Below are 26,167 nucleotides of genomic sequence, written 5' to 3'. Positions count from 1 at the left end.
CGCCCCGCTTCAAGCCCGTCCCATCAGGCCGAGGCCATCGCGGCGGGCAGCCAGCCCTGAAGCGCGTCCCAGTCGGGCTCCAGCCGGTCGAAGCGGGCCAGCCGCAGGCTGGAGAGATCGGCGAAATCGCAATGCCCCTGCGTCACCAGCTGCATCAGCGCCCGGCCCGAGGCGGGCGACAGGCCGAAGCCGACGCCGGACAGGGTGGCGACGGTCAGGTTCTGCCACGGCGCCGGGCGGTCGATGACCGGGCGGCCGTCGGGGGTGTTCTCGATGATGCCCGACCAGCTGCGGATGACGCGGGCATGGGCGGCCTTGGGCAGCAGTTCGGCCACGCGCCGGGCGATGCTGCCCGCCAGCGGGGTCGAGGGGCGCGGGCCGCCCGGCTGTTCCTCGGTCTCGACCCATTCATGCGGGCCGCCGCCATAGGCCAGGTTGCCGCGCAGGGTCTGGCGGCCATAAAGCCCATTGCCGTCGATCCCGCCAAGCGGCATGAGCGGCAGGGGTTCGGTCACGATCATCTCGGCGCGGGCGGCGCGCATGGGGATGGCGACCTCCAGCATCGCGGCCAGCCGGCCGGTCTGCGGCCCCGCAGCGATGACCAGATGGTCGCAGCCAAAGACACCCCTGTCGGTCTCGACCGCCGTCACCCGGCCGCCCTGCCGCCGGAAGCCGGTGACGGTGACATGCTGGCGCAGCCGCCCGCCCCGGTCGCACAGCGCCCAGGCATAGGCCTGCACGGTGCGGTGCGGGTTCGCATGGCCGCCGAAATGATAGTAATGCCCGGCATGGACATTGTCCCCGGCCAGCGGCACCAGATCGCGCACCGTCTGCGCGTCCAGGTCGTCGGCGCGGAAGCCCTGCTTGCGGGCATTGGCAGCGGCGCGGCCGTAAAGCGTGAACTGCTCGGGCGTCAGCGCGATGCGGATGCGGTTCGGCCGGAACTCGGTCGGATAGCCCAGCAATTCGTCCATCATCGGCCACAGCCGCTGTTCCTCGGCGAAAAGCGGGCTGTGGTGATGCGAGCAGCCGCCGCCATTGCGCCCCGAGGCCTCCCAGCCGACGATGCCGCGTTCCAGCACCAGCACGTCCACGCCCGCCTCGGCCAGCCAGAAGGCGGTGGAGAGGCCGGTGACGCCGCCGCCGATCACGATGACCGAGGCGCCGCGATTGTCGTCGCCGGCGTCGATGCCGGGAATGGGGTTATTCGCTGACATGTTCCTTCTCCGTCGCAAGCGCGGCGACCGTGTAATGGTCCTCGACATCCCAGAAAGGGACCCATTGGCGCGGCATTCCGAACCAGGAATCCCAGGCGGCGGCGATGGCGGGATCCTCGGGCAGGGCGGCGGCGGCCAGGCTGAGCGGGCGGACCGGGCTGCGATAGCCGGCCAGCGGCACCACCCCCAGCGACAGGTCCTCCTGCAAGGCCAGCAGCGCCTGAATCTGCTCGCGGCAGCGGCGGCCCTGACAGGGGCCCATGCCGGCGCGGGTCAGCCGCTTGATCTGGTCGGGATCGGGCGGACCCTCGCCCAGGATCTCGGTCAGGCTGCGCGTCAGGTTCGGCAGATGCGGCGCGTTCAGATAGCGCGGCGGGCTGACATCCAGGATCTCGCGCGCCGTGACCTCCTCGCATTGGCAGACCGGCATGTCGGCCACGGCCTCCACCACCGAGGAGCGGACCCAGGCCTTGCGGTATGCGCCCAGATCGGCGGCGGGTGCGGGCTGCGGGGCGGCATCGACCGGAGCCTCTGCCAGCCCCAGCGCCGCCAGCGCGGCCCCGGCGGCCAGCCGCCCCTCGGCCTCGGCCAGCGCGGGATCGGCGGATTTCGCGGGCCAGATCCCCACGCAGTCGCCCGCGGCGCGGATGCCGGGCAGGCTGGTTTCGCCCCCCGCGCCCAGCAGCGGCACGAAGCCGCCGCGATCGTTGTCGAAGGCGCAGCGCGCCCCGGCTGCGTGGAGCAGGTCGATCATCGGCACCGCGCCCACGCCCAGCAGCACGGAATCGCAGGCGATGGTGCGGTTGCGCAGCACCAGCCCGGTGACGCCATCCGCGTCCGAGGTGACGCCGCGCGGCGCCTCGCCGGTGACGATCTCGACCCCGGCGGCGCGGATGCGCGCGACCAGATCCTCGGGCGCGGCGGCGGCCTCGGCCTGCTCGACCACGGCGGCGATGGTCACGCCCGCGTCGATCAGGTCCAGCGCCGCCAGCAGCGCCTCGGGGTTCGAGCCCAGCATGACCGCGCGGCGGCTGTCCAGCGCATCATAGAGCCACGCCAGCATCAGCGCGGCGCCGGCGCCCAGCACGCCGGGCAGGTCCCAGCCGGGAAAGGCCAGCCCCATGTCGCGCCGCCCGGTCGCCACCACCGCCTGATCGAAGCCGACCAGATGGCTGCCCTGTTCCTCGTCCACCAGGCCGGCGACCAGGCCGGGCATCCAGCCCAGGTTGGGCTGATTGGCGAACAGCCCCCAGCAGGCGGTGCCAAGGCGGATGTCGACGCCGGCCTCGAACAGCTCGACCAGATCGGGGCGGGCTTCCAGCATCCGCTCGGTCATGGCGTTGCGGTTGCGAATGGCGCCGCCCATGCGGCCGCCCCAGATCTGCGGGACGCTTTCGCCCATGGTCTCGAAGGGCACGGGATGTTCGTCGACCAGCATCACCTGCGCGCCGCCCTGATGGGCGTGGCGGGCGGCGGCGATTCCGGCGGGGCCGGCGCCCACGACCAGGATCTGGGTCCGCTCCGCGATCTCAAGGCGCTTGCCGGCGACGGATCGGGGGTCTGTGGTCATCTTGCGTCCTCTGGTGACTGCATCGCGGCAGGGCCATCCTTGGTGTAAAGCCCGCCGGGCCGGCAGCAGGTTTTCGACCCGAAGGGAAAGAAATCCGACCGTGATCCGGGGTCAGGCCAGCCTGATCTCGACATCCGACGCGGCGCGGGTCGAGCAGGCCAGCACATAGCCCTCGGCCGCCTCTTCCGGCGTCAGCCCGCCATTCGGCCGGCTGTCGACCCGGCCCGAGACAAGCTGCACCATGCAGGTGCCGCACATGCCTTCGCCGCAGCCGCAGGGGATGACGACGCCCTGGCGCAGGCTGGCCTGCAACAGCGTCTCGTCGGCGCGGATGCCGATGGCGCGGCCGTTCACGGTCAGGCCGAAGCCGGGGCCTTCGGGGGCGGCTTCGGCGATGGGCGCAGCGGCGGGGGCCACGCCGCCGAAGCTTTCGGTGTGGAACTGCGCCCGCGCGCCGCCCTCGGCGGCATGGATCAGCCGGACCTCCTGCATGAAGCCCTGCGGCCCGCAGCAGAAGACCTGTCGCCGGCCCAGATCCGGGATGGCACTCGCCAGCCGCCCCCGGCTGACGCGGCCGCGATAGCCGAACCAGCCCGGCCCGGGGCGGCTGACGCTGATCGCCACCGCCAAGTTCGGCATCCGCGCCTGCAATTCGGCCAGTTCGCGGGCAAACAGCACCTCGGCCGGATCGCGGGCGGCGTGGAACCAGGCCAGGTCGGCCTCGGGATCGGTATCCGCCAGCTGCCGCAGCATCGCCATCATCGGCGTGGCGCCCGAGCCGCCCGAGACGAAGGCCAGCCGGTCGTTGTCGCGCAGGCCCAGCGTGAAGGCGCCGCGCGGGGGGCGGGCCTCGATGCCGCTGCCCTCGCGCAGGTTCTCATGCAGCCAGCGGGTGGCGCCGCCCGGCGCCTGCGCCTTGATCGTCAGCTCCAGATCGCCCCCGGTGCCGCCCGAGATGGTGAAGCTGCGCCAGGCCGGGCCGCCCGGCAGGGGCACCTTCACCACCAGCGCCTGACCGGGGGTGAAGCCCACCGGGCCGCCATCTGCACGCAGGCGGAAGGTCTTGACGGTGGGCGTTTCGTCGCGGACGGCGATGCAGGACAGCGACAGCAGGGCCGCCGAAGGGGCTTGCATGTCCATGCGCCTTACTCCGCCGCGATCCGCGCCTGCGGGCCGCCGGTGAAATCGCCCATCTTGCCCGCATACCATTCCGAGAAATTGTTCAGCATGAATTCCGAGGGCGCATAGGGGCCGGGCCGGTAGGCGCGCGACAGGATGCCGCGATGGTTGTTCTCGGCCAGCACGCGATCCTCGTCATTGGTGGCCAGCCAGACCTCGGTCAGGCGTTGCAGGTCGTAATCCACGCCCTCGACCGCATCCTCGTGGACCAGCCATGTGGTGCGCACCTCGGTGCGGTTCGCCGACAGCGGCAGGACCCGGAAATGCAGGATGTGGTCGGAGAGGAAGTGGTTCCAGTTGTTCGGCACCCGGAACATGCGGACCGAGCCCAGATCGGGCTCGGTGAAATCGGCCAGAAGCTTGTTGCAGGCGGGCTTGCCGTCCATGGTGAAGGACAGGCAGTCCTCGTTGAAGGGCAGGCGGATGCAGCGGAACTCGTTGCCGCCCTCGGCGGGCTTGTGCGGCAGCCCCAGCCCGTCCCAGCGCGCGGCCGAGCGGTCCATCAGCCCCTGGAACTGCGCCTTGACCAGCGGATCGTCGGGCAGCGCGAATTCGACCAGCGTCACCAGCAGCTCGGGATGGTTGCCGGCGCAGTGATAGCATTCGCGGTTGTTCTCGATCACCAGCTTCCAGTTCGCCTCCTCGACGATGGTCGAGGTGAAGGCAACCTTGGTGCGGTCGGGCATGTGCGGGGCGATATAGGGCGTGACCCCGGCGCGGAACCGCGCCAGCGAGGGCGGCTCGTCGGCAAGGCAGATATAGACCATGCCGCAGATCACCTCGACATGGATCGGGGCGAGGCCGTGCGCCGCCTTGTCGAACCCCTCGGGCATCTGGCGGGCATTGATCAGGCTGCCGTCCAGCTCGTAGACCCATTGGTGATAGGGGCAGACCAGACGGTTCGCGCGCCCCCTTTCCTTCTGGCAGATCAGCGAGCCGCGATGCCGGCAGCTGTTGTGAAAGGCGGCGATCTCTCCATCCCGGTTGCGCAGCACGACGACGGGATTGTCGCCGACCTTCAGCGTCAGGTAGTCGCCGGGGCGCGGAATCTCGACCACGTTGCAGGCGAAGATCCAGTCGGTTTCGAACACCACCTGCATGTCGGCGCGAAAGATCTCGTCATCGACATAGAAGTCGCGGGGCAGGGAATGGCCGGGCCGGCGCTGCGCGAGCAAACCCGCTATCCGTTCTTTCAGCATTCTCGCTAACCTCTTGATAACCCTTCCCATGGGGGCGCATTTCGGCATTCGCGGGCATCCTGTCCTGCGCCCTGGTTCCGGCGCAGCAGCAATGCGACATCGGCCGTCAGCTTTCCGACGGGCCGCGAAAAGGTCTGGTGCCGTCGCCCGAAGGGAAGGGGTGGACAGCCGTCAGCGGGGGCATCCGGCGACAGGTCGCGCCTTGCATGAACGATCCGCATGGGCCACCGGGATCTCCATCGCTACGGTCTATCGAACGGTCAGCACACTGGAAAGCTGTGGCCTGATCGAGCGCCACAGCTTCGCCGACGGACGCGCGCGCTTCGAAACCAGCGGTTCCGGACATCACGACCATTTCATCAATATCGAGTTTTTGTTGCCTGATAAAACTTCGATGGCTGCCAATTGCCCTGACAAATGGGCGAACTTGCCGTCCCTTCGCGGCTAAAGTCACGAAAACATGGGTATATCCAAGACCGGACAGGCCTTGATCGCCCGTCGCTTCAACGGTTTCTCAGGCCGAAAGCGGCTCGGCCCGGGCGCCAAGCGCGGTCAGCGCCGCGCGCGGCGACAGCAGCAAGAGCAGCCCGCGCTTGCCGCCGTTCACCGCCACCTCGTCGAAGCCCATGGCCTCGGCCTCGAAGATCACCGGCACCGGGCGGCGCTGGCCGAAGGGGCTGATGCCGCCGGTGCGATAGCCGGTCAGCCGCTCGGCCTTGTCCGGCGGCATCATCGTCGCCGTCTTGCCGCCGAAGGCCGCGGCCACGCGCTTCATCGACAGGCTGCGGTCGCCGGGAATGACGGCGCAGGCGGGCCGCCCGTCCACCTCGACCATCAGCGTCTTGAGCAAGCGCCCGGCGGGCAGGCCGATGGCTTCGGCCGCCTGCAGCGCCACCCGCTCGGAACCCGGGTCGTAGCGGTATTCGACCGCGCGGAAGCCCAGCTTCGCCCGGCGCAGGAATTGCGTGGCCGGCGTGCCGGTGCTCATCCGGCGGTCCCGTCCCGCGGCGGCGCAAAGCCCATCTCGCGGTCGATCCAGCCCATCAGCAGCGCCACGATCCGCGCCTGCTCGGCATCGCCAAGCGCCCGGCCCGGCGGGATGGCGTGCCATTTCCCCAGGCAGGACCGGCAGCAGCAGGCGGTGGCGTGCTGGGCAATAAAGACCGGATGGCCGCGCATCGGCGTCTGCCGGCCGTCGTTCTGCGGCTGGGCGGGCGCCAGCCGGGCGGCGACGAAATCGCGGGCATGGGCGGCGATGGTCTCGCGCCCCTTGGCATCGGCATAGGCGCGCTCTTTCGGGCCAAGGCGAAAGCGGCGGCGAAAGGCCGAGCGGGCCAGCCGGTCGAGGATCTTGTTCTGCGCCGTCATATCCCGGACATAGCCGCCCCGGCGCGCGGCGGAAAGCCCCTAGCCCGCGACCTTGCCCAGCACCAGGAAGGTCATCATGCCCAGCGGCGGCAGGCTCCGGCGTTCTTCCAGGACCAGCGACCGCTCTTGCAGCACCCGGTCGATGGGGAAATCGGAATGCCAGCCGATGGTGTTGGCCAGCGGCGCGAACACCCGCTCCAGCGCGGCAAGGGCGCCGCGTTCGCGGGCGAAATGGTTGGTGATCACCACCTTGCCGCCCGGCCGGCAGACGCGCGCGATCTCGGCCATCACCTTTTCCGGCTCGGGCACCACCGACAGCACATGCATCGCGGTCACGGTGTCGAAACTCCCGTCGGGGAAATCCAGCTTGCGCGCATCCATCTGCCGCAGCGCGTGCACCTGCTTCAGACCCAGCCGCTGCACCTTGGCGATGGCCTTGTCCAGCATGTCCTGGCTGAAGTCGATGCCGGTGACCTGCATCTGCGGGCCGTAATGTTCCAGCGACAGCCCGGTGCCCACCCCGACCTCGAGCACGCTGCCGCCGCGGCGGTTGATGTAGTCCACCGCCCGGCGCCGGCCCATATGGGTCACCGCCCCGAAGGTCCGGTCATAGATCGGCGCCCAGCGGGAATAGGAGGATTGGATGGCTTCGATATCCATGGCCGTTCCTTATCGGCTTGAGGGGCGGTCCCGGTCGATCCAGGCCCAGATCACCATGACGGCATAGCCCAGGCAAAGCGCGATCAGCGTGATCCAGGCAAAGCTGAGCAGCGCGGCGCCGATGAAGGCCACGCCGACAAGGAAGAACTTGACGTTCTCGCGCGAGATCTTCGTGGTCTTGAAGGACCAGGTGGGGATCCGGCTGATCAGCAGCAGGCCGACCAGGATCATGTGCAGGCAGATGACGATCTGCGGCAGCACCGGCCGGTCGGCGAAGGCGAAGGACAGATACATCGGCAGCATCACCAGAAGCGCCCCGGCAGGCGAAGGGATGCCCTCGAAATAGGCGCTGTCGCGATGCGCCTCCTCGGACTTGCTCGAAACGTTGAACCGCGCCAGCCGGATCACGCAGCAGACGGCAAAGACCAGAACGCAGATCCAGCCCAGGCTGCGGATGTCCTTCAGCGCCCAGAAATACAGGATCAGCGGCGGTGCGACGCCGAAATTCAGGAAATCCGCCAGCGAATCCAGCTCGGCCCCCATCTTGCTGGACGATCCCAGCAGCCGCGCGATGCGCCCGTCGATGCCGTCCAGGATGCCCGCGCCGATGATCAGCAGCACCGCCGGCATGTAGTCGCCCTGCACCCCGAAGCGGATGGCGGTCAGCCCGGCGCAGACCGCGATGATGGTCAGCATGTTCGGAAGCAGCTGCACCAGCGAGAATTCGGTCTGCGGGCCGGTGGGCTGTTCCATCACGCCTCCGCCCGCTCGGCCTGCAGCAGTTCGGCGATGACGGTCTCGCCGGCGACCATGGTCTGGCCGATCTCGACCAGCGGCGCCACGCCCGGCGGCAGGTAGACGTCCAGCCGCGAGCCGAAGCGGATCAGGCCGAAGCGTTCGCCCGTGCGCAGCCGGTCGCCGGGCTTGACGAAGCAGACGATGCGCCGCGCGACCAGGCCGGCGATCTGCACCACGGCCAGTTCCCGGCCGTCCTGCATGCGGATGCGCAGGCCGTTGCGTTCATTGTCGACGCTGGCCTTGTCCAGCGAGGCGTTGAAGAACTTGCCGGGCCGATAGGCGACCGAGACCACCTCGCCCGCCACCGGGCTGCGGTTCACATGGCAGTTGAACACGCTCATGAACACGCTGACCCGGGTCAGGGGCGCGTCGGCCATGCCCAGCTCGGCCGGCGGCACCGCGGGCTCGATCAGCGAGACCACGCCGTCCGCCGGGCTGACCACCAGGCCGGGACGGGCGGGCGTCACCCGCTCGGGGTCGCGGAAGAAGTAATAGCACCAGACGGTCAGGCCGACGCCGATCCAGCCCAGCGGCTCCCACAGCAGGAACAGCACCAGCGTCACGGCGGCAAAGATCGCCACGAAACGGACGCCCTCGCGGTGCATCGGCTTGATGAAGGTGTCGCGCATGCGCATCTGGCTTCTCCCCGGGGCTGAGCTGCCGCGCCAGTCATAATGGGATTGGCCCGGCGCGCAATAGCGCAGCCTGCCATACATGTGGCCCTTGCGGATGCGCGATCAACCCCTGACGAGGGCCGGCATGAAGCCGCCGGCTCTGCGGGCGCCGACCGGCGGGATCACGGTTTCCCGCCCCAGACGCGCGCAGCGCCGCGCAGGCGCTGCGGGGGCACCGGCGGCCCGATCACGCGAAACCGCGATGGCCGAGCGGCGCAGGAATCAGGCCGCAGCCGTCTCCGCCGCCTTCCCGGAGGGCGTGACCGACGCCTTCTCCGCGGGCTTGTCCGAGGCGATGCGCTTCTGCTCGGCCGCCTGCACCGTCCTGGGCGAGGCGATCTCGATCCGCCGCGGCTTCATCTCCTCGGGGATCTCGCGCCGCAGGGTGATGGTCAGCAGCCCGTCATGCAGTTCCGCCGCCTCGACCCTGACGTGATCGGCCAGTTCGAAGCGCCGCTCGAAGCCGCGGACGGGAATGCCGCGATGCAGGTATTCGGCCTTGTCGTCGCCTTCCTTGTGGCCGGTGACGATCAGCATGTTGCGCTCTTGCGTCAGCGAAAGGTCGTCCTGCCGGAAACCGGCCACGGCCATGCTGATGCGATAGCTGTCCTCGCCCTCCCGGGCGATGTCATAGGGCGGCCAGCTTTCCGCCGCATTGGCGCGCGAGGCGGTTTCGAGGGCGTTCAGAAGCCGGTCGAATCCGACGCTCGACCGGAAGAGCGGGGTGAAGTCAAACGTGGTTCTCATAGCCACATCCTCCTTGAGCAACATGGGTACAAGCATTTGATCTTGCCGGAAGACGCCCGGCAGGCGGACCCCGGACCCGGCAGCCCGCAACAGGCGATTTAGGACCGGATCGGCCGGATTCAAGTCCCCTGGCCGCGCCGGCACCGGCGGCGGGGCCGCGGGCGGATGCCGGGCGCCGCTTCGGGCATCCCGACCGGCCCGCCGGGGCGCTTCGGCGCGACTGGCCCGGCTGCCGCGGCGCCCCGCTCTCGCCGCGATCCGGTCATTCCGCGACCGGGTCCATGCCCATATGGCACATCCGCGTCCGCAATTCGTGGCGCAGCCCGCCGGGTTCCAGCCGGATCACGCTTTCCCCCATGAAATCCTGCGCCAGCGCCTGCTCGATGATCATCGAGCCGAAGCCCCGCGCCGGGCCGGGGGCGACCGGGGGGCCGCCCGTTTCCGCCCAGACCAGCCGGAACGGCTCGGCGCTGCCCGGCCGCCCGCCGCTCCAATGCAGGTCGACCATGCCGCCCGGCACCGACAGCGCACCGTATTTCAGCGCATTGGTCGCCAGCTCGTTCAGCGCCAGCGCCAGCGTCAGCGCCTGCTTCGCCGACAACCGCACCGGAGGGCCCGCGATGCGGAAACGCCGCTGGCCGCTGCGGAACGGCAGCAGCGCCTGTTCCACCACGGCGCCGATCTCGGCATCCAGCGCATGGGACTGGGTCAGCAGCGATTGCGCCTGCGCCAGCGCACCGATGCGCTGGCGCAGCACCGCGCGCGCCTCCTGCCCCGAATGGGTCTGCAGCGTCTGGTTGACGATGGCCGACACCACCGTCAGCGTGTTCTTCATCCGGTGGCCAAGCTCGCCGTTCAGCAGCCGCATCTGGCGGCTGGCCTCGACCTTGCCGGTGGTCTCGATCACCGTGTCGATCATGCCGCGCACCACGCCGGTCTCGTCGCGGATCGGGCTGTAGCAGAAGGTGAAATGGCATTGCTCGGGATAGCCGTAGCGGTCGATGACCAGCGGGAAATCCTCGATGAAGGTGGCCTCGCCGGCATAGGCGCGCTTGGCGATGGGGCCGATCTCGGGCCAGGCCTCGCGCCAGATATCGGCGAAGGAGCGGGCGAGCACATGCCCCTTGTCGCCCAGAATCGGCCGGAAGGCGTCATTATACAACGAGACCAGCCCCGGCCCCCAGACGATGCATTTGGGGAATTTCGAGTTCAGCGCCATGCCGACCGCGATCTTCAGCGCCGAGGGCCAGCCGTCGGGCGGGCCAAGCTCGTTTCTGCTCCAGTCATGGGCGCGAATCGCCCGGGCCATCTCTCCGCCGCCGTCCAGAAAATGCACCGAACCGCCCATTCCCCCACCTTTCCGTGCCGCCCGCGCCAGTCCCGCCGCCGGGTTCGTCCCGGCGCAACGCAACAACCCCCGCCCGGGTTGCGCAGGCAGGGGCCGGACCGCCTCCGGAGGGCGGGTCACAGGAATGTCGGACGCGGCCGATGCGGGTGTGGGGACGGTTCCGCCCGGCGGCACAGCCTTTGGCGAACCCGGCGCAACATGCGCCCTGCCGCCGCTTGGCCGGATCGGGCCGCGCCCTCCGCGCCAATCCGCAGAGGGAACAACCTGGCCCTCCGGCAGGTTCCTTTCCCGATGCAAGCCGAGGGACGTCCGATACATCACGAGGAGACCCGCAATGTCCGCACCACGCACGAATCTGGAAAAGCAGAAACGCCGCCACCTTGTCCCGATCATCTGGATCATCGCCGTCGTGCTGGTGGTGATCGCCGCCTTCCTGTGGTGGTTCGACGACGAGACCAGCAATCCCGAGATCCCCGGCCAGGTGCCGGGCCCCGTGGACGAGATCACCGAGCCCGCCCCCGCCGGCACCGGTACCGAAACCGGAACCGCGCCGCCCGAAACCGCGCCGCCGCCTGCGGAGCCGGCGGAATGAACCACCGGCGCGGCCGCCACCTGTCCTGAGGGCCGGGCGACCGGAACCATGCCCGGCGGGGAGAGCGTCGCAGGCGCCTTTCAGGCCCGACCCCGCGGCTGGCCAAGGGAGAACCGGCAGCCGGAGGGGGCTCGGGCGCCGGTCATTGGCGCCTTGCGATGCCGGTCCGGGCGGTATGCGCGGGCGGCTGGCAAGGTCCTGCGGCCAGCAACGTCACCTAGGCGGTCACGCGCAGGATCGCCGCCCCAGCGCGCCAGCAGCAGGAAATGCATGAAGCTCAAAGCACGCCCCAGACCAGCCGGCTGCTTGCAAACCGAAGCCCGGCCGGCGAGCCGGCAATTCCGACCGCGCGCAGAAAGGACCGGCGGTGATCGCCGCGAACAGGCTGAACCAGCTCGGGCCCCCGCCGTCCACCGCAACGACGCGGTTACGGGCCGCCAGAAATAGGTGCTGAACATCGGCGTAGCGCCGCCGCCCGGATCGTCTGCAGGTCCGCGCGGCGGGCCAAGGCGCCCTGCAACACCCTGCCCGCCATGACCGGACCCGAAACCAGGTTGGTCTCGCGATTCTCGATCCCCGGGGCCGCATCTGCGCGCAAAGCCCGGCGCACCCCGCCGGCCAGTCCGATGCCGTCACCGGGAAACCGGCGTCTCCGGCTCGACCCTGATCCGGCGGCGCTTGGCGCCGGTTTCGGGCGGCAGGCCGTGGTGAAAGGCCAGCTCGGGCAAGGTGCAGCCCAGGCGCCGCGCCATGGCGGCAAGGCCGGTGCGCAGCGCCGCCTCGGTTCCCCAAGCCGCGCCGTCCAGCCAGAGATGCAGCACCGCGCCGCGCTGGATGACCCGATAGTCGCGCAGCGCCTGCGGCAGGCAGGCGATGGCGGTGCGGATCGCCTCGGAAGTGACCAGACGCGGACCCGTGGCCGAGGTCCACCACAGCATGTCGTCCTCGCGGCCCTCGATCCGGGCGATGCGCTGGCTGGCGCAGCCGCAGGGGCAAGGCTCGGGATCGGGGATCAGCACGTCGTCCAGCCGATAGTTCAGGATCGGCAGGCTTTCGCGGGTGAAATCGTGGACGATCGGACAGAACGCGCCCGTCGCCCTGTCGATCACGTCGCGGTCGATGCGCAGCCAGCGTTCGTTCAGGTGCAGGTGGCCCAGCCGGCAGGTCATCGCCAAAACGCCCTCGGTCGCCTGATAGACCTGATCGACGCGAATGCCGAAGGCGCGTTCGATCAGCGCCGCATCCTCGGGCGACAGCGTCTCGGCGACCGAGATCACCCGGCGCGGCGCCAGGGCCAGCCCGCCCGCCGCCTGCCGTTCGGCCAGCAGCGCCAGGATGCGCGCGGGCGCGATCAGCACGCTGGGGTTCAGTTCGGCCAGCCGGGGCAGATGCGCCTCGAAAGGCGACAGCAGGTCGAAGAAGGCAAAGCGGACCAGCGCATTCGACAGGCTGCGATACAGCGCATTGTCGGCGCGCATGAAAAAGGCCACGCGCTGGCGCCGCCACAGTTCCGGCCAGTAGCGCCCCAGCATGATCGCGGCCCAGAGCCGCCTTTCCCGCGGCGTCGCCAGAAACAGCCCGCGCTGGCCCGAGGTGCCGGTGGACAGCCCGACCGAGACATCGCCGATCAGCGGGCGGAAATCGCGGCTGGCCTCGGCGCGGATGGCGATCTGCATCGCCCTGTCGCGGTCGATGCCGCAGGTGTTGATGGCCGAGAAATGCGCCATCAGCCGCGCCTTGTCCATGCGCGGCAGCGCCTCCAGCGGCAGGTCGGCCATGCCGCGATAGAAGGGCGAGCGCGGCATGACCTGCGCGCGGAACCGGCGGAAGGCGGCGGCGTGATGCGCCTCGATCCGGGCGCGAGACGCGAAGCCGCGGCCATGGCGGCTGTGCAGGAAGGCGGTCAGGCTCATGGTGCGGTCTCGGGGCAATGCGACGGGTCGATGGCGATGTCGGGACGGCGCTGCATCAGGGCGCGCAGCCGCGCGAAGGTCCGGCGATAGGCGGCGGCATCGCCCAGGCGCGCCAGCACCGGGCCGGGCGGCGGCCGGTTGCGGCGCAACGGCGCCCGGCCATAGGCGGCATCGGCGACCAGGAAGCGCGCGGCCCCGGGCAGCCACAGCCCCATCTGGCCGGTGCCGTGGCCGGGCAGCGGCACGGCGATCAGCCGACCGTCGCCCAGCAGGTCGTGGCCTTGCGGGAATTCGGGCAGGCCGGTGGGGACCGCCGGCCGCGCCTCGACCCTCTGCGGATCGCGCGCCAGGATCGCGTCGCGCAGAAGCGGCGGGCAGGCAGCGCGCAGGCTGGCCAGATCGCCGAGCGTCCGCAGCTCGGCAATCGCCGCGGCCGAAGCCATGACCGGAATGCCAGCCGGCAGGTCGATCAGCCCGGCGCTGTGGTCGGCATGCATATGGGTCAGGAACACCAGATCCGGCAGGCGCGGCAATTGGCGCAGCAACTGCTCTTGCCCCGGCAGCCGGACAGGGGTCAGCCAGCGATAGAACCGCGCCGGAAAGCCGCGCGTTGCGGCGAAAAAGGCGGGGCCATAGCCGGTATCGACCAGCACGCAGGCGCTTTCGGTCTGGATCAGCGTCGCCAGCGCCGGAAACCGCGCAAAGCCTGGGCCGGGCAGCCCGGCAGCCCAGGCCGGGGCGCGGCATTCGCCGATCTTCAGCGTGGTCAGGCGAAGCATTCCGCCACCCCTTCCTCGAACCCCACCCGCGGCCGATAGCCCAGATCCCGGCGCGCGGCCGAGATGTCCAGCGTCAGGCTGCTGCCCAGCGAGGCCACGGCCTGCAGCGTCAGCCGGGGCTCGGCCCCGCCGCGCATCCGCGCCAGCCTCTCGGAGGCCCCGGCCAGCCAGCGCGCCAGCCCGTGCGGCAACGGCATGCCGCGCAGGCGCAGCCCGCCGCGATGCGCGATGATCTCGGCCAGGTCGCGGAACCGGAAAGCCTCGCCCGAGGTGATGTTCCACACCCCGCCGCGCGGGCCCGAGGCGGCCAGGATCATCCCCCGCGCCGCATCGTGGCGATGCGTCAGGTCGATCAGCGCCCGGCCGCCGCGGATCATCGGCACCCGGCCGCGGCGCATGGCCTCGATCAGGCGCGGCAGCAGCGCCCGGTCGTGGCGGCCGTAGATGGCGCGCGGACGGATCGCCGTGCAGGCCATGGCACCGGCATGGGCCAGCACCATCCGCTCGGCCTCGCGCTTGCTTTCGGCGTAAAGCGACAGCGGCCGGGCCGGCAGCGGCGCATCCTCGGCCAGGTCCAGCCTGTCGGTGCCGTCGGCATAGATGCTGGGCGAGGAGGCAAGGACGAAGCGCATGACCCCTGCCCTTTCGGCGGCCTCCAGCAACCGCCGGGTCGCCAGCACGTTCGCGGCATGGAACTCCTCCCGCGTGCCCCAGGCGGAGCTCAGCGCGGCGCAGTGGAATACCACGTCGATGCCGTCCAGCAGCGGGCCCAGATCGGCGCGGACCAGATCGGCGGCGCGAAAGCCGGGCAGCGCCACGGGCTGGCGCGCGGTGGTGCCGACATCCCAGCCATGGAGCGACAATTGCTCGACCAAGGCGCGGCCCAGGCAGCCGCTGGCCCCTGTCACCAGCGCGCGCATCAGAACCGCACCAGCGTGCCGCCGAGCGAGATCCCGGCCGAGGTCCCCATCAGCAGCGCGGTATCCCCGCGCACCAGCCGCCCCGAGCGCACCGCATGATCCAGCGCCGTCGGGATCGAAGCGGCGATCTGGTTGCCGGCGCGGGAAAAGATGTCGATCACCCGCTCGGGCGGCAGCCACAGGTTGCGGGTCGCGTGCTGCAGCGCCTGCGCGCTGGCCTGATGCGGGATGACGCAGCCGATGCCGTTCAGCCCGACATCGGCCTTTTTCAGCAGCCTTTGCAGAAAGCGCGGCAGATAGCGCAAGGCGAGCTTGAAGGCCTTGCCCCCGTCCATGTGAAAGCGGTCCTCGCCCGGCGCGATGCCGCGGGCCGGATTGACCCGCGTGCCGCCGGCCGCCAGCACGCAGGCGTCATGGCCATGGGCATAGGTCTGGAAATCATGCGCCAGAACCGCGCCCTTGCCGCCCGCCTCGACCACCACCGCCGCGGCGCCGTCGCCGAAGATCGCCGCGGCCTCGGGCCGCTTCCAGTCCAGCCCGACCGAAGCGATGTCCGAGGAAAACACCAGCACCCGCCGCGCCCGGCCGCATTGGACATGCATCGCCGCAAGGTCCAGCGCCTGCAGGAAGCTGAGGCAGGTGGCATTCACGTCGAAGGCCGGAATGCCGGACCGGCCCAGCCCCAGGCGGTCCTGCACCAGCGTCGCGGTCGAGGGGATCGGCTGTTCCATCACCCCGCAGGCGCCCAGGATCATGTCCAGGTCCCGCGGCGCGCAGCCGGCCATCTCCATCGCCCGGCGCGCCGCCTCGGCGCCCATGAACGAGGTCGTCTCGTCCGGCATGGCGACATGGCGCGAGGCGATGCCGAAGCGCGCTTCGCATTCGCCCTGCGCCCAGCCCATGCGGTCGTCGATATCGGTCGAAAGCAGGACCGTGCGGGGCAGGTAGCTGCCGGTCCCGATGATCGTGAGGTTGATCGGAGGCATCTTGAGGCACCATTACTGAACAATGTTCATTAACGTTGACAAGCGCGGCGATTCCTGTCAAGCATATTTTTGAACACAGTTCAGGAACGCCATGGCCAGACCCAGACAATACGATCACGACGCCCTGCGGACCCGCACGATCGAGGCGGCCAAGCTGCTTCTGGAAGAGGGCGGACCGGCGGCGCTGACCGCCCGCGCCCTGGCGAGTGCGGTCAAGACCACGCCCGGCACCATCTACAACCTCTTCGACAGCATGAGCGCGGTGCTGCAGGAGGTGAACCGGCAGGCGCTGGTCGATCTGGCCATCGCCGTGGATGCGGTGCGCGAGACCGATCCGCGCGCGCGGCTGCTGGCGCTGGCCGAGGTCTATGTGACCTTCATGCTGGATCGCCGCGCGGTCTGGCGGGCGCTGTTCGAGGGACCGCGCATCTCGAACAATTTTCCCGACTGGTATCTGGCGCAGATCGACGGGCTGATCGGCCGCATCACCCAGCCGGTCGCGGCCTTGCAGCCCAAGGGCGACCCGCGCCTGCTGGCCGAGCAGCTGCTGCTTTCGGTGCATGGCATCGTGGCGCTGGCGGCCATCGACCGGCTGGACCTCATCACCAAGCAAAAGCCCATGGACCTGGCGCATGCGGCGGTCGAGCGCATGATCGCCGCCATCCGCGCCGGGGCCGAGTGATGCCTGCGCTGCGGCACCGGCCATGCGCGGCGCGCTGATCCTGGGCTCGGCCCGCTGCGGCTCGACCCTGGTGTCGCAGATCCTGAACGCACATCCGGCCGTCCTGTCGGTCTCGGAGCTTTTCGCCGCCGCGGGGCATAACGCCTTTCGCCCGGCGCATCTGGATGGGGCACGGTTCTGGGCGCAGATGGCCACGCCGTCGCGCGCCATGTCGCAGGTGGCCAATCCGGATGCCGCGCCGTCCGAATTCCTTTACGGCCGGGTTCCGCAGCCCGCGCATGACCCCTGGCATTGCCCGCCGATCCTTGCCGTCGCGCTGCCGCATCTGAGCCGCGACCCCGACGCCCTGTTCGATGCGCTGGCCGCGCAGATGCGCCGGCGGCCCCAGGCCCCGCTGGCCGCGCATTACCGGGCGCTTTTCCAGGCGATGGCGCAGCAGATCGGCGGCCGCAGGATCTGGGCCGAGCGGTCGGGCGGCTCTCTCGTCGCCGCGGCGACGCTGCGCGGCATGTTTCCCGATGCGGCGCTGGTGCTGCTGACCCGCAGCGGGCCCGAGACGGCGCTGTCGATGCGCGACTATCCGGCGGCACGGCTGGCGATCTGGTGCTGGCGGCGGCTCGGGCCCCTGGGCCTCGACCTGCTGCACCCGCGCCGGCATTTCGGGCGCGGCGCGCTGTGGCCGCTGGTCGCCGCGGTCGGCGGGCGTTCCGGCGTCCGCCGCATCGTCTCGCAGCGGCCCGGCCTTGCCGAGACCGGGGCCTTCTGGTCGGCGGTGATGGTCCGCGGCCTGCGGGGCCTGCAGGGCGCCCGCCCGCTGATCCTGCGCTACGAGGATCTGTGCCGGGAACCGGGCATCTGGATCGAAAGGCTGGGGCTGCATCTGGACGCCGGCGCGCCCGCCGCATGGCTGGACCGGACGGCAGGCATGCCGCAGCAGCGCCCGTCGCGCCTTGCCGCCCTGTCCGCCGACGAGCGCCATGAGCTGGAGCGCGCCTGCGCCCCCGGCGAAGCGGCGCTGGCCGCCTATGCCTCGGGCTTGTCCGCCGGGGCCGCCCGCCTGCAAGGGTGATCCGCAACGGCCGGCGGGCGGCCTTGGCACGCCACCCCCCGCGAAGCGATGGCGCCGGGGCATCCCGGGACCGCGCAATCGCCAGCGCGGATCACGGTTGCGGGATGGCATTCGCGGGAAAATTGTGGAAACTTTGGTCCTTCAGGCGCTTTTCGCGCCGAGTCGAAGTCTTCGGCGCCCGATCGATCCGCAAAAGAGAAAGGGACGCATGTCACAGACACCCCCACAGGACCAACCCATCGGCCAAGGCCACGAGGACGATCCCGGCGACCTCCTGCGAGAACAGGAGGCATTGGCCGGCCATCACGACCCCGATACCAGCATCGAGGCCCTGCCGCAGCCCGAAGGACCGACCGAGATCATCACCACCGATTACGAGATCGGCCAGGACAATATCGAGGGCGTCAAGCCGGTCGCCTTCGACATCCACAACCCGGTCTTCATGATCTCGGCCGCGACGGTGGTGCTGTTCACCGCCGTCACGCTGATGTTTCCCGCCGTGCTCGGGCCATTCTTCGGCGGCTTGCGGGACATGGTGACCGGCCGGTTCGACTGGTTCTTCCTGATCGCCGGCAATGTCTTCGTGCTGCTCAGCCTGGGGCTGATCCTGTCGCCTCTGGGCTCGGTCCGGCTGGGCGGGCCCGAAGCCAGGCCCGATTTCAGCCTGACCGGCTGGTTCTCGATGCTGTTCGCCGCGGGAATGGGGATCGGGCTGATGTTCTACGGCGTCAGCGAGCCGCTGGGTCATTTCACCGCCGCCCTGGGCGGACCGGTGGTCGAGGGCGGGCTGCGCACCGACTGGGCGCCGCTGGACGGCGCGGCGGGGGATGAGCTTGCCGCCCGCCGGCTGGCGATGGCCGCGACGATCTTCCACTGGGGCCTGCACCCCTGGGCGATCTATGCCGTGGTCGCGCTGGCTCTGGCGCTGTTTGCCTATAACAAGGGGCTGCCGCTCACGCTGCGCTCGGTCTTTCATCCGATCTTCGGCGACAGGATCTGGGGCTGGCCGGGCCATGTCATCGACGTGATGGCGGTGATGGCGACGCTGTTCGGGCTGGCCACATCGCTGGGAATCGGGGCCGAGCAGGCTTCGGCCGGCTTCGGCTTCCTGTTCGGTTGGAGCGCCACCGACACCTCAAAGATCGTGCTGATCATCGCGATCACCGCCGTGGCGACAACCTCGGTGGTGCTGGGCGTGGAAAAGGGCGTCAAGCGCCTGTCCGAAATCAACATGGTGCTGGCCCTCATCCTGCTGTGCTTCGTGATCTTCGCCGGGCCGACGGCCCAGATCGTCAGCGGCTTCTTCGGCAACCTGGGCGCCTATGCCGCGAACATCCTGCCGCTGTCGAACCCGTTCGGGCGCGACGACGACAATTTCCGGCAGGGCTGGACGGCCTTTTACTGGGCCTGGTGGATCAGCTGGTCGCCCTTTGTCGGCATGTTCATCGCCCGCGTCAGCCGCGGCCGCACCGTGCGGCAGTTCCTGGTCGCGGTGCTGATCGTGCCCTCGATCATCTCGGTGCTGTGGATGACCGCATTCGGCGGCACGGCGATCTCGGTCACGCTGGCGGGCTTTTCCGGCGTGACCGAGGCGGCGCTGGAGTTGCAGCTGTTCCAGATGCTGTCGCAGCTGCCGCTGACCGCGATCACCAGCTTCGTGGGCATCATCCTGGTCATCGTCTTCTTCGTGACCTCTTCGGACTCGGGGTCGCTGGTGATCGACACCATCGCGGCGGGCGGCAAGATCCACGCGCCGATGCCGCAGCGCATCTTCTGGTGCAGCTTCGAGGGGCTGGTCGCCATCGCGCTTCTGCTGGGCGGCGGGCTGACGGCCCTGCAGGCGATGGCGGTCTCGACCGGGCTGCCTTTCACGCTGGTGCTGCTGGGCGCCTGCTGGGCCATCGTCAAGGGCCTGATCGGGGAACGGCGAGAGCTTGCCTGACCCGGCCGCGCCGTAGCGGAGCGGGCGGGCCCTGGCCTGTCCGTTCCGACGGCACCGACCGGCGGGATGCCGGCTGGCGGATACCCGGTTCACCCGTGGCCGCGCAGGAGGCCGCGCGGCCAGGCTGCTGACGGGTGGGAGCCGGAGGCCAGGTCGCCTGCCAACCTGTTGGCGTCGCCAGCGCGTCCAGCATGGACTGGACCGGGACGCCCCGGCCCGCAAGGCTTGCCCCCGCCACCCACAGCCCCGCCGCCAGGGCCGCGAGCGCGGTGCCCGCAAGCCCGGCAGAGATCAGCCGTCCTCGTCCCGCGAGCAGCCGTCGCCGGTGAAGTAATAGCCCGGATATTGCTGGAAACAGGTCTCCATGAAACGCTGGTGGTCGCCCCAGACCGTACGCATCTGACCCGGCCAGCTGTCGGCGATGCACAGCCGATCGGCCGCGGCGTCCAGCGCGCCGGCATATCAAGGCGCCGGATCAGCCGGTGCCGGATTTCCGCCGCCGCCTGCAACGCCGAAATGCAGCCGAGGAAATCGCCCTTGGTCAGCATCTCGCGCATCAGCAGGATCGAGCCTGCCTTGATGATGCTGTTGGCCGGCGCCACCCCGGCATCCATGAAAAAGGCATCGACCACATGCACGGGCTGAATCGCGCGCCGTCGCCGAAAGGCGGCCAGCGCACCGGGCAGCAGGACCGAACGCGACATCGGCAGCGCGCCGATGAGGATCTTGCCGACCGCCTGCTCCAGCTCGTGAAAGGCCAGCCTTGCGGCCTGCGCCAGGTCGCGCGCGGCCCGGCTGGCGACGAGGCCGAAGGGGGTGCGCTGGAACAGGGGCCCCCTGCCTCTTGCTCAAGCTGCGAGATGGCGCGGTGAACCGTCGGCTGCGACAGCTCCAGCGACCGCGCAGCGAGGGTGAAGCTCTCGAACTCGCAGACGCGGATCAGGGCGATGAGCTGCGCGTGACTGGCGGTCAGCCGCAACCGGGGCGACAGCTCGACCAGCGGCGGGTCCAGCGCGCGGCAGGGCTTCTTTCCGACCCGGCGGGGCGAAATCCTGGCCAGGCGGAGCCGGCGGGCCTTTGCCCGGCCAGAAGGTGCTGGGGGCGCCGCAGCTCCACCTGTTCGAGCCGCACCAGACCGAGCAGATGGGCTGGAAGCCCGACATCTTCCTGGACATCACGCCGGTCTGGGACATCCGCCACCGCCCGATCCTATCCGGGGCGGAGCCGTCGCCACATGCCATAGAGATCGCGGGGATCGTCGGGATCGGCCAGCAGATCGAGCCGGTCGAAGAAATCGGTGCCCTGCACGCGGGCATGGATATAGCGCAAGGCGCTGAAATCCTCGATGGCAAAGCCGACGCCATCGAACAGCGTGATCTGCTGATCGGACAGGCGACCGGGACACCGGCCGGACAGGACCTGCCATAGCTCGGTCACCGGGACATCCTCCGGCATCTGCTGGATTTCGCCCTCGATCCGGGTCTGTTCGGAAAATTCCACGAAGACGTCCGAGCGCAGCAGGATGTCGCGGTGCAGCTCGGTCTTGCCGGGGCAATCGCCGCCGATGGCGTTCACATGCATCCCCGCGCCGACCATGTTGTCCGTCAGGATCGTCGCGCATTTCTTGTCCGCGGTGCAGGTGGTGACGATGTCGGCACCCTCGACGGCGTCATGGGCGGTGCGGCATTCGGTCACCGAAAGCCCCGCGGCCCGCAGGTTCGCCGCCGCCTTGCGGGTTGCCGTCGGGTCGATGTCGTAGAGCCGGACCCGGTCGATGCCGCAGATCGTCTGCAGGGCGATGGCCTGGAATTCGGCCTGGGCGCCGTTGCCGATCAGCGCCAGAACGCGCGCGTCCTTGCGCGCCAGCGCGCGCGTGGCGACCGCGGACATCGCCGCCGTCCGAAGCGCGGTCAGCAGCGTCATCTCGGCCATCAGCAACGGATAGCCGGATGCCACCTCGGACAGGGCACCGAAGGCCACCACCGTCTGCAGTCCCCGCCGCTGGTTGACGGGATGTCCGTTCACATATTTGAACGCATAGTGCCGCCGGTCCGAGATCGGCATCAGTTCGATCACCCCCTCCGCGGAATGGGAGGCAAGGCGCGGCGTCTTGTCGAACTCGTCCCAGCGCAGGAAGTCGGCCTCGATGCAGGCCGCCAGCTCCTCCAGGACCAGCGGCAGTCCGATGGAATGCACCAGCCTCGCCATGTTTTCGACGCTGACGAAGGGGACACGGGCACGATCCGGCAAGAGCATGGCGAACATCATCCTGGGATAGGTTTCGGATTTGATCGATGGCGAGCGATCTTCAAACCTGTCCCGATGGCCCGTCGCAAGGTCATCGGGAGGTTTCATTCTAGGGCATCGGGCGGCGGAACGGGACGAAGATGCCGCGTTCCCTAGAACACCAGCGTCAGGTTGACGCTTGCGTTGAGCGCCGAAGGCCGGACCGGGGCCAGCGTCGGGTTGTCGATATAGGTGATCGCCGATTGCAGATAGGCGCCCTGTTGCAGCCGGTAGGTATAGGAGGCGAGGAAGCTGGTCGAGCTGGAAGCCGCCTCCAGCCCCAGATCGGTCGCGTTCTGCACCACCACGTCGCTGAAATAGGTCTTGGCGGCCCCGATCGAGAACACGTCGTAGGGCCGGCTCTTGAACGTCCCGATGCGATAGAAGACCAGCCCCGCGTCATGCGAGAAGGCGTTCACATCCTTCTTGGCAAAGTTCACGCTGCCGGTGACATACCAGCCCTGATAAGGCGCGGCCATGTCGGGCTGCGACAATTGGTAGGTCGCGACGACATAGCCGCCGTAATTCTTGCCGGTCGTCGCCGGATCGTCGAGATGAGCGAAGTCGGACGTGTTGTAGACGGCGCCCGCCCGCAGCCAGATGTTGCGCTGGTTCACGTCCGGCTGGACCCTGTAGCCGATCTCGTTGATGAAGACCGCCTTCGCCCCGCGGGTCGAGAATTTCAGGCCCGAATGGTTTTCCTCGCCATCGGCGAAAAGTCCGTCGGGGCTGATGCTGCGGGCGACACCGAAATGGTTGTAAAAACGCTTGTCCGCGGAAGAGAGGCGAATGTCGAAGCCCGGCGCCGGTTTCAACCCGCCGACGCCCAGCCCGTAGAGGATGAAGCTTTGCGGACCAAGCGCCGAGGCGGCAAGGTTGTTGCCGATGGCCTGCCCGTAGAATTGCGACGCCATGTTGTATTGCCCGGCCTGCAGGACCACCCGCCCGTCGTTCAGCGGGACCATGGCGGAAAGCTGGTTGACATAGGCGTGGGAAAGCCCGGCCCCGGAAAAGGACGTGTAGCCGGCCACCGGGGCAAAGGTCAGAAGCGATCCCTCCGGCAGCCCGTATCGGCTCAGGTCATGCGTGAAGACCAGCGAGACCGAGGCATTCGCGGTCGGCTTCTGGCCGGTATAGATCTGTGGTCCGCCGTCGTTGCCGCGGACGTCATAGGTCAGGCCCTGGGTGGTGACGACCTGCAGATTCCAGCCGCGGCGGAAAAGCTTCTCGCGCAGGCCGCCCAGTTCGGGGTCGATTGCCTCGCAGTTCGATGGATAGGGAACCTCGGACCCCCGGTGATTGAGCTGGTCGTATTTGGCGCAGTTCGGCAGCTCCTGCGCGACGGCCGGCGCCGTGCCGCCGGGAAGGGCCGTGGCGAACAGGCCCCCGAGCATGAGGGCCAGGGCACGCCCGCCGAAGCGGCGCGGTTTTTGCGGGTCGGGACTTTGCGTGTCGGTCACGATGTCATCTCCTGTTGGTGCGTTGGGGTCTTGTCGCCGGGTCTTCTTCGAACCCTTGGCTGATCGTATCTGCGCCCGGCCTGCGATGCGGGCGCAGGCTTCCGTCCGGCGCCACAACCTTCTTGCGGTCCGCCGGTCAGGGGTGGTTGGCGGCCGGGCCTTGGCCTATCGCGTCGGGCGTTCGCGATGCCGTCCGCCTGCAAGGGCCCGCTTCAGGTGGTCCGGCGTCACCATTTCGACAGATCCTCCTTGCAGAGTTCCGCGAGGACGGCGACGCAGTTCCGGATCGCGGCAAGGCGCGCGATCTCGTATCCGTGGGTGTTCTGCGTGGGGAAGGCCAGGCAGGCCCCGCGCGGCGCATGGCCGTTGCGCATCACGATCGAGGCGTCGCTGCCGAAATCATGCACGACCGAGCGTTGCAGCCCGACCCCCGCCCGCGCGGCCGCGGCGGCGATCCGGCCGTTCAGCCCCTCATGGTAAAGGCCATAGCCGTCCTGCGCGTAGATCACCGGGTCCGGTCCGTCCACGATGTCGTATTCATCGGACAGGGGGGCGATCTCCAGCGCGATGATCGCATCCACGGGCTCGTTTCTGGTGAAATACAGCGCGCCGCAGGCCCCGACCTCTTCCATGGAGGAAAAGACCAGGCAGATTTCCGAGGCCGGGTTGCGGATCTGCTTGGCCAGCTCGATCAGGATCGCGACCGACGCCTTGTTGTCCAGCGTATAGCCGGCGATATGGTCGCCCAGCCGATGCGGCGCCTTGCGATGCCTTCCGACCAGCACGCGAGAGCCAGGCCGCACCCCCGCCCCGGCGATGTCGTCGCGGCTGCGCTTGGTCTCGACCCAGACATCCGACCATTTGACCGGCGCCGTCTCTTGCTGCGGATATTGCGGCGAGGCGCGGGTGATGTGGCGCGACCCGAAGCTGAGGACGCCCTGGATCGTCTCGTTATCGCCCAGGATATCCACGATTCCCTCGCCATAGACCCAGGGGAAGGACGATCCCAGGGCGCGCAGCTTCAGCCGGCCATCGTCCCCGAGGCCGCTGACCGATGCGCCGATCTCATCCTTGTGGGCGGTGATCGCCAGCCTGCCCGGCCCGCTGCCGGGAATGCGCGCGACGAAATTCCCGGCGGCGTCCAGCGCGGCCTCGATGCCCAGTTCCGAGAACCGCTGCATAAGGAAAGCGTCGATCCGCGCCTCGACCCCGCTGGGCGAATGGCACATGACCAGCTTGCCGATCAGGTCGAACAATGCGCTGTCGCGGTCCATGGCGGTCACCCCCTCTCGAAACGGCGCAGCCACTGGTCCAGCAGGCGGACCCCGTAGCCGGTGGCGTTCTTGCCGCCATAGGCCGAGCGGCGCGTGGCCCAGACGGTGCCGGCGATGTCGATATGCGCCCAGGGAGTATCGCCCACGAATTTCTGCAAGAGTTTCGCGCCGGAAACCGGGGCGGACAGGCCGGTGCCCAAAAGCCCCGGAAAGGTGCTCATGTTGGCCACATCCGCGACCGGGGTCTCGACCACATGGTCCTGGTTGGGCTGGCAGGGCATGCGCCACACAAGCTCTCCCGTCGCTCGCCCCGCTTCGTCGAGCTCGGCGGCCAGCGCATCGTTATTGGCATAGAGCCCTGCGAATTCCTCCAGCAATGCCACGGCGATCATGCCGGTCAGGGTGGCGATGTCGACGACATGGGCAGGCTGGTAGGTCTTCAGGCCATAGGCGATGCCGTCGGCCAGGACCAGCCGCCCCTCGCCATCGGTATTGCGGATCTCGATGGTCAGGCCGCCCAGGGATTGGATCACGTCGCCGGGCCGGAAGCTTTTCCCGTCGACGGCGTTCTCGGCCATCGGCACGATGGCCGCGACGTTGCAGCCCGCCTTGCGCGAGGCCGCCAGCTCGACCGCGCCCAGCACGGCGGCCCCGCCGCCCATGTCGAAGCCCATGGGCGCGATCACCGGCGCCGCGGTCTTGAGGTTCAGCCCGCCGCTGTCGAAGGTCATGCCCTTGCCGACCAGCACCGCGTCCCAGCCTTCGCGCGCCGGCGCGCCGCGCCATTCCACCACCGCCAGCAGCGGCGGAAATTCCGAGGCGCGGCCGACGGCCAGCAGGGCCGAGGCGCCCATCTCCTGCAGGGCGGCGCTGTCGAATATCCGCAAGGTCGCGCCCAGCGGCTCGAAGATCGCCGGCAGTTCCGCCGCCCATGCCTGCGGGGTCAGCCGGTTGGCCGGCGCCTCGACCCAGGCGCGGGCGCGGTTGACGGCCCGCGCCGTGCGCAGCGCCTGGTCGCGCGCGCCCTCCTGTCCCGGCGGGATGAGCAGGCGTTGCGGCCATGGCGTCGGATCGGGGTGCCTGCGCCCGGTATCGGGGCGGAAGCCGTGCAGCAGCACCCCCAGCAGGACCGCGGACAGGCGGGCATCGTCGGCCAGCGCCGCCCCGCCCGACAGCCGGGCGGTTTCCAGCCGAAGCGCCGCCATCGCCTCGACGATGTTGCCGCCCAGGCTTGCCCAGTCATGCGGCGTCGCCGTGCCGATCTCGGGCGCGCCGATCAGGATGATGCGGGCATCGGTGTCCTTCGCCGGCGGAACGTCGAGCCATTGGCCGGGCTGGGCGGCGAAGCCCGTATGGCGGATCGCCAGCGAAAGCCGGGGCTGATCCCTCTCCGGTATCGCGCCATCCTTGCCGGCGAAGGCGAGAACAAATTCCGCCGCGGGTTCGTCGGATTGCAGGATGTCGATTTGTGTCCAGGCTGTCATGCCAACTCCCGAAAGGGCGA

At 69.4% G+C, this 26,167-nt stretch carries 25 protein-coding genes and 2 pseudogenes; 7 read left to right on the top strand and 20 right to left on the bottom strand.

The window, feature by feature from the left end; translation table 11 throughout:
* Positions 1–23: 23 nt before the first annotated feature.
* The 4 genes from LOS78_RS21485 to LOS78_RS21470 form a co-directional block, all read right to left on the bottom strand.
* Entirely contained in the window at positions 24–1,217 is a 1,194-nt protein-coding gene (locus LOS78_RS21485; RefSeq protein ID WP_230378676.1) for an FAD-binding oxidoreductase, read from the bottom strand.
* On the bottom strand, positions 1,204–2,787 hold the full coding sequence (locus tag LOS78_RS21480) for an NAD(P)/FAD-dependent oxidoreductase (protein ID WP_230378675.1): 1,584 nt from the start codon (positions 2,785–2,787) through the stop codon (positions 1,204–1,206). Before LOS78_RS21480 ends, LOS78_RS21485 begins: the two co-directional genes overlap by 14 nt.
* A gap of 111 nt (positions 2,788–2,898) precedes the next feature.
* A complete protein-coding gene (locus LOS78_RS21475) occupies positions 2,899–3,927 on the bottom strand; it encodes a hybrid-cluster NAD(P)-dependent oxidoreductase (protein ID WP_230378674.1) in 1,029 nt (342 codons plus the stop codon).
* A 5-nt stretch (positions 3,928–3,932) separates the two neighbouring features.
* A complete protein-coding gene (locus LOS78_RS21470; RefSeq protein WP_230378673.1) occupies positions 3,933–5,165 on the bottom strand; it encodes an SRPBCC family protein in 1,233 nt (410 codons plus the stop codon).
* A 160-nt stretch (positions 5,166–5,325) separates the two neighbouring features.
* Between LOS78_RS21470 and LOS78_RS22175 the strand changes: the two genes are divergently transcribed.
* Positions 5,326–5,613, top strand: a complete 288-nt coding sequence (locus tag LOS78_RS22175; RefSeq protein WP_371824728.1) for a transcriptional repressor — start codon at positions 5,326–5,328, stop codon at positions 5,611–5,613.
* A 66-nt stretch (positions 5,614–5,679) separates the two neighbouring features.
* On the opposite strand, the gene LOS78_RS21460 is transcribed toward LOS78_RS22175, so the two are convergent.
* The 7 genes from LOS78_RS21460 to LOS78_RS21430 all read right to left on the bottom strand — a co-directional run bounded on the left by LOS78_RS21460 (position 5,680) and on the right by LOS78_RS21430 (position 10,760).
* On the bottom strand, positions 5,680–6,153 hold the full coding sequence (locus LOS78_RS21460; protein ID WP_028714241.1) for an aminoacyl-tRNA deacylase: 474 nt from the start codon (positions 6,151–6,153) through the stop codon (positions 5,680–5,682).
* Entirely contained in the window at positions 6,150–6,533 is a 384-nt protein-coding gene (locus tag LOS78_RS21455) for a DUF4186 domain-containing protein (protein ID WP_230378672.1), read from the bottom strand. The genes LOS78_RS21460 and LOS78_RS21455 overlap by 4 nt, the downstream gene beginning before the upstream one ends.
* Before the next feature lie 39 nt (positions 6,534–6,572).
* Positions 6,573–7,193: a class I SAM-dependent methyltransferase gene (locus tag LOS78_RS21450; protein ID WP_230378671.1), complete on the bottom strand. Its 621-nt coding sequence runs from the start codon at positions 7,191–7,193 to the stop codon at positions 6,573–6,575.
* A 9-nt stretch (positions 7,194–7,202) separates the two neighbouring features.
* The gene (gene pssA, locus LOS78_RS21445) at positions 7,203–7,946 is read right to left on the bottom strand and encodes a CDP-diacylglycerol--serine O-phosphatidyltransferase (RefSeq protein ID WP_028714244.1); all 744 of its coding nucleotides are present in this window, start codon (positions 7,944–7,946) and stop codon (positions 7,203–7,205) included.
* A complete protein-coding gene (locus tag LOS78_RS21440) occupies positions 7,946–8,626 on the bottom strand; it encodes a phosphatidylserine decarboxylase (protein WP_230378670.1) in 681 nt (226 codons plus the stop codon). The genes pssA and LOS78_RS21440 overlap by 1 nt, the downstream gene beginning before the upstream one ends.
* 261 nt (positions 8,627–8,887) lie before the next feature.
* A complete protein-coding gene (locus tag LOS78_RS21435; RefSeq protein ID WP_230378669.1) occupies positions 8,888–9,412 on the bottom strand; it encodes an Hsp20 family protein in 525 nt (174 codons plus the stop codon).
* A 262-nt stretch (positions 9,413–9,674) separates the two neighbouring features.
* Entirely contained in the window at positions 9,675–10,760 is a 1,086-nt protein-coding gene (locus tag LOS78_RS21430) for a sensor histidine kinase (protein WP_230378668.1), read from the bottom strand.
* A gap of 334 nt (positions 10,761–11,094) precedes the next feature.
* Here LOS78_RS21430 and LOS78_RS21425 point away from each other — a divergent pair, with 334 nt between their 5' ends.
* Positions 11,095–11,352, top strand: a complete 258-nt coding sequence (locus tag LOS78_RS21425; protein ID WP_230378667.1) for a hypothetical protein — start codon at positions 11,095–11,097, stop codon at positions 11,350–11,352.
* Between the two features lie 632 nt (positions 11,353–11,984).
* On the opposite strand, the gene LOS78_RS21420 is transcribed toward LOS78_RS21425, so the two are convergent.
* Genes LOS78_RS21420 through LOS78_RS21405 form a run of 4 tightly spaced genes read right to left on the bottom strand, consistent with a single transcriptional unit; the run spans position 11,985 to position 15,950 of the window.
* A complete protein-coding gene (locus LOS78_RS21420; RefSeq protein WP_230378666.1) occupies positions 11,985–13,265 on the bottom strand; it encodes a F390 synthetase-related protein in 1,281 nt (426 codons plus the stop codon).
* A complete protein-coding gene (locus LOS78_RS21415; protein ID WP_230378665.1) occupies positions 13,262–14,044 on the bottom strand; it encodes an MBL fold metallo-hydrolase in 783 nt (260 codons plus the stop codon). The genes LOS78_RS21420 and LOS78_RS21415 overlap by 4 nt, the downstream gene beginning before the upstream one ends.
* Positions 14,032–14,964 carry an NAD(P)-dependent oxidoreductase gene (locus LOS78_RS21410; RefSeq protein WP_028714250.1) on the bottom strand — a complete coding sequence of 311 codons (933 nt, stop codon included), beginning with the start codon at positions 14,962–14,964 and terminating at the stop codon, positions 14,032–14,034. The genes LOS78_RS21415 and LOS78_RS21410 overlap by 13 nt, the downstream gene beginning before the upstream one ends.
* Positions 14,964–15,950, bottom strand: a complete 987-nt coding sequence (locus LOS78_RS21405; RefSeq protein ID WP_230378664.1) for a 3-oxoacyl-[acyl-carrier-protein] synthase III C-terminal domain-containing protein — start codon at positions 15,948–15,950, stop codon at positions 14,964–14,966. Before LOS78_RS21405 ends, LOS78_RS21410 begins: the two co-directional genes overlap by 1 nt.
* 91 nt (positions 15,951–16,041) lie before the next feature.
* On the opposite strand from LOS78_RS21405, the gene LOS78_RS21400 reads away from it, so the two are divergent.
* From LOS78_RS21400 to LOS78_RS21380, 4 genes are all read left to right on the top strand, one after another.
* Entirely contained in the window at positions 16,042–16,632 is a 591-nt protein-coding gene (locus tag LOS78_RS21400) for a TetR/AcrR family transcriptional regulator (RefSeq protein WP_028714252.1), read from the top strand.
* A 22-nt stretch (positions 16,633–16,654) separates the two neighbouring features.
* Positions 16,655–17,701, top strand: a complete 1,047-nt coding sequence (locus LOS78_RS21395) for a sulfotransferase (protein ID WP_230378663.1) — start codon at positions 16,655–16,657, stop codon at positions 17,699–17,701.
* A gap of 208 nt (positions 17,702–17,909) precedes the next feature.
* A complete protein-coding gene (locus LOS78_RS21390; RefSeq protein WP_230378662.1) occupies positions 17,910–19,643 on the top strand; it encodes a BCCT family transporter in 1,734 nt (577 codons plus the stop codon).
* Positions 19,644–20,125: 482 nt separating this feature from the next.
* Entirely contained in the window at positions 20,126–20,515 is a 390-nt protein-coding gene (locus tag LOS78_RS21380) for a hypothetical protein (protein ID WP_230378995.1), read from the top strand.
* Positions 20,516–20,535: 20 nt separating this feature from the next.
* On the opposite strand, the pseudogene LOS78_RS21375 reads toward LOS78_RS21380, so the two are convergent.
* Positions 20,536–20,622, bottom strand: a pseudogene (locus tag LOS78_RS21375) (hypothetical protein); the annotation flags it as partial.
* Positions 20,623–20,708: 86 nt separating this feature from the next.
* Between LOS78_RS21375 and LOS78_RS21370 the strand changes: the two are divergent.
* Positions 20,709–20,838, top strand: a pseudogene (locus LOS78_RS21370) (PIG-L domain-containing protein); the annotation flags it as partial.
* A 14-nt stretch (positions 20,839–20,852) separates the two neighbouring features.
* Here LOS78_RS21370 and LOS78_RS21365 read toward each other — a convergent pair.
* From LOS78_RS21365 to LOS78_RS21350, 4 genes are all read right to left on the bottom strand, one after another.
* Positions 20,853–21,908: an ornithine cyclodeaminase gene (locus LOS78_RS21365; protein WP_230378994.1), complete on the bottom strand. Its 1,056-nt coding sequence runs from the start codon at positions 21,906–21,908 to the stop codon at positions 20,853–20,855.
* A gap of 134 nt (positions 21,909–22,042) precedes the next feature.
* Positions 22,043–23,389: a carbohydrate porin gene (locus LOS78_RS21360; protein WP_028717383.1), complete on the bottom strand. Its 1,347-nt coding sequence runs from the start codon at positions 23,387–23,389 to the stop codon at positions 22,043–22,045.
* A gap of 227 nt (positions 23,390–23,616) precedes the next feature.
* Positions 23,617–24,663: a M42 family metallopeptidase gene (locus LOS78_RS21355; protein ID WP_230378661.1), complete on the bottom strand. Its 1,047-nt coding sequence runs from the start codon at positions 24,661–24,663 to the stop codon at positions 23,617–23,619.
* A 5-nt stretch (positions 24,664–24,668) separates the two neighbouring features.
* Positions 24,669–26,147, bottom strand: coding sequence for a leucyl aminopeptidase family protein (locus LOS78_RS21350; protein WP_230378660.1), 1,479 nt, complete (start codon positions 26,145–26,147; stop codon positions 24,669–24,671).
* Between the last annotated feature and the right edge of the window lie 20 nt (positions 26,148–26,167).

The organism is Paracoccus sp. MA, assembly GCF_020990385.1.
Lineage (GTDB): Bacteria > Pseudomonadota > Alphaproteobacteria > Rhodobacterales > Rhodobacteraceae > Paracoccus.
Note: the sequence above shows the minus strand (reverse complement) of the source record. Positions and strands in the feature narration are given on the sequence as shown.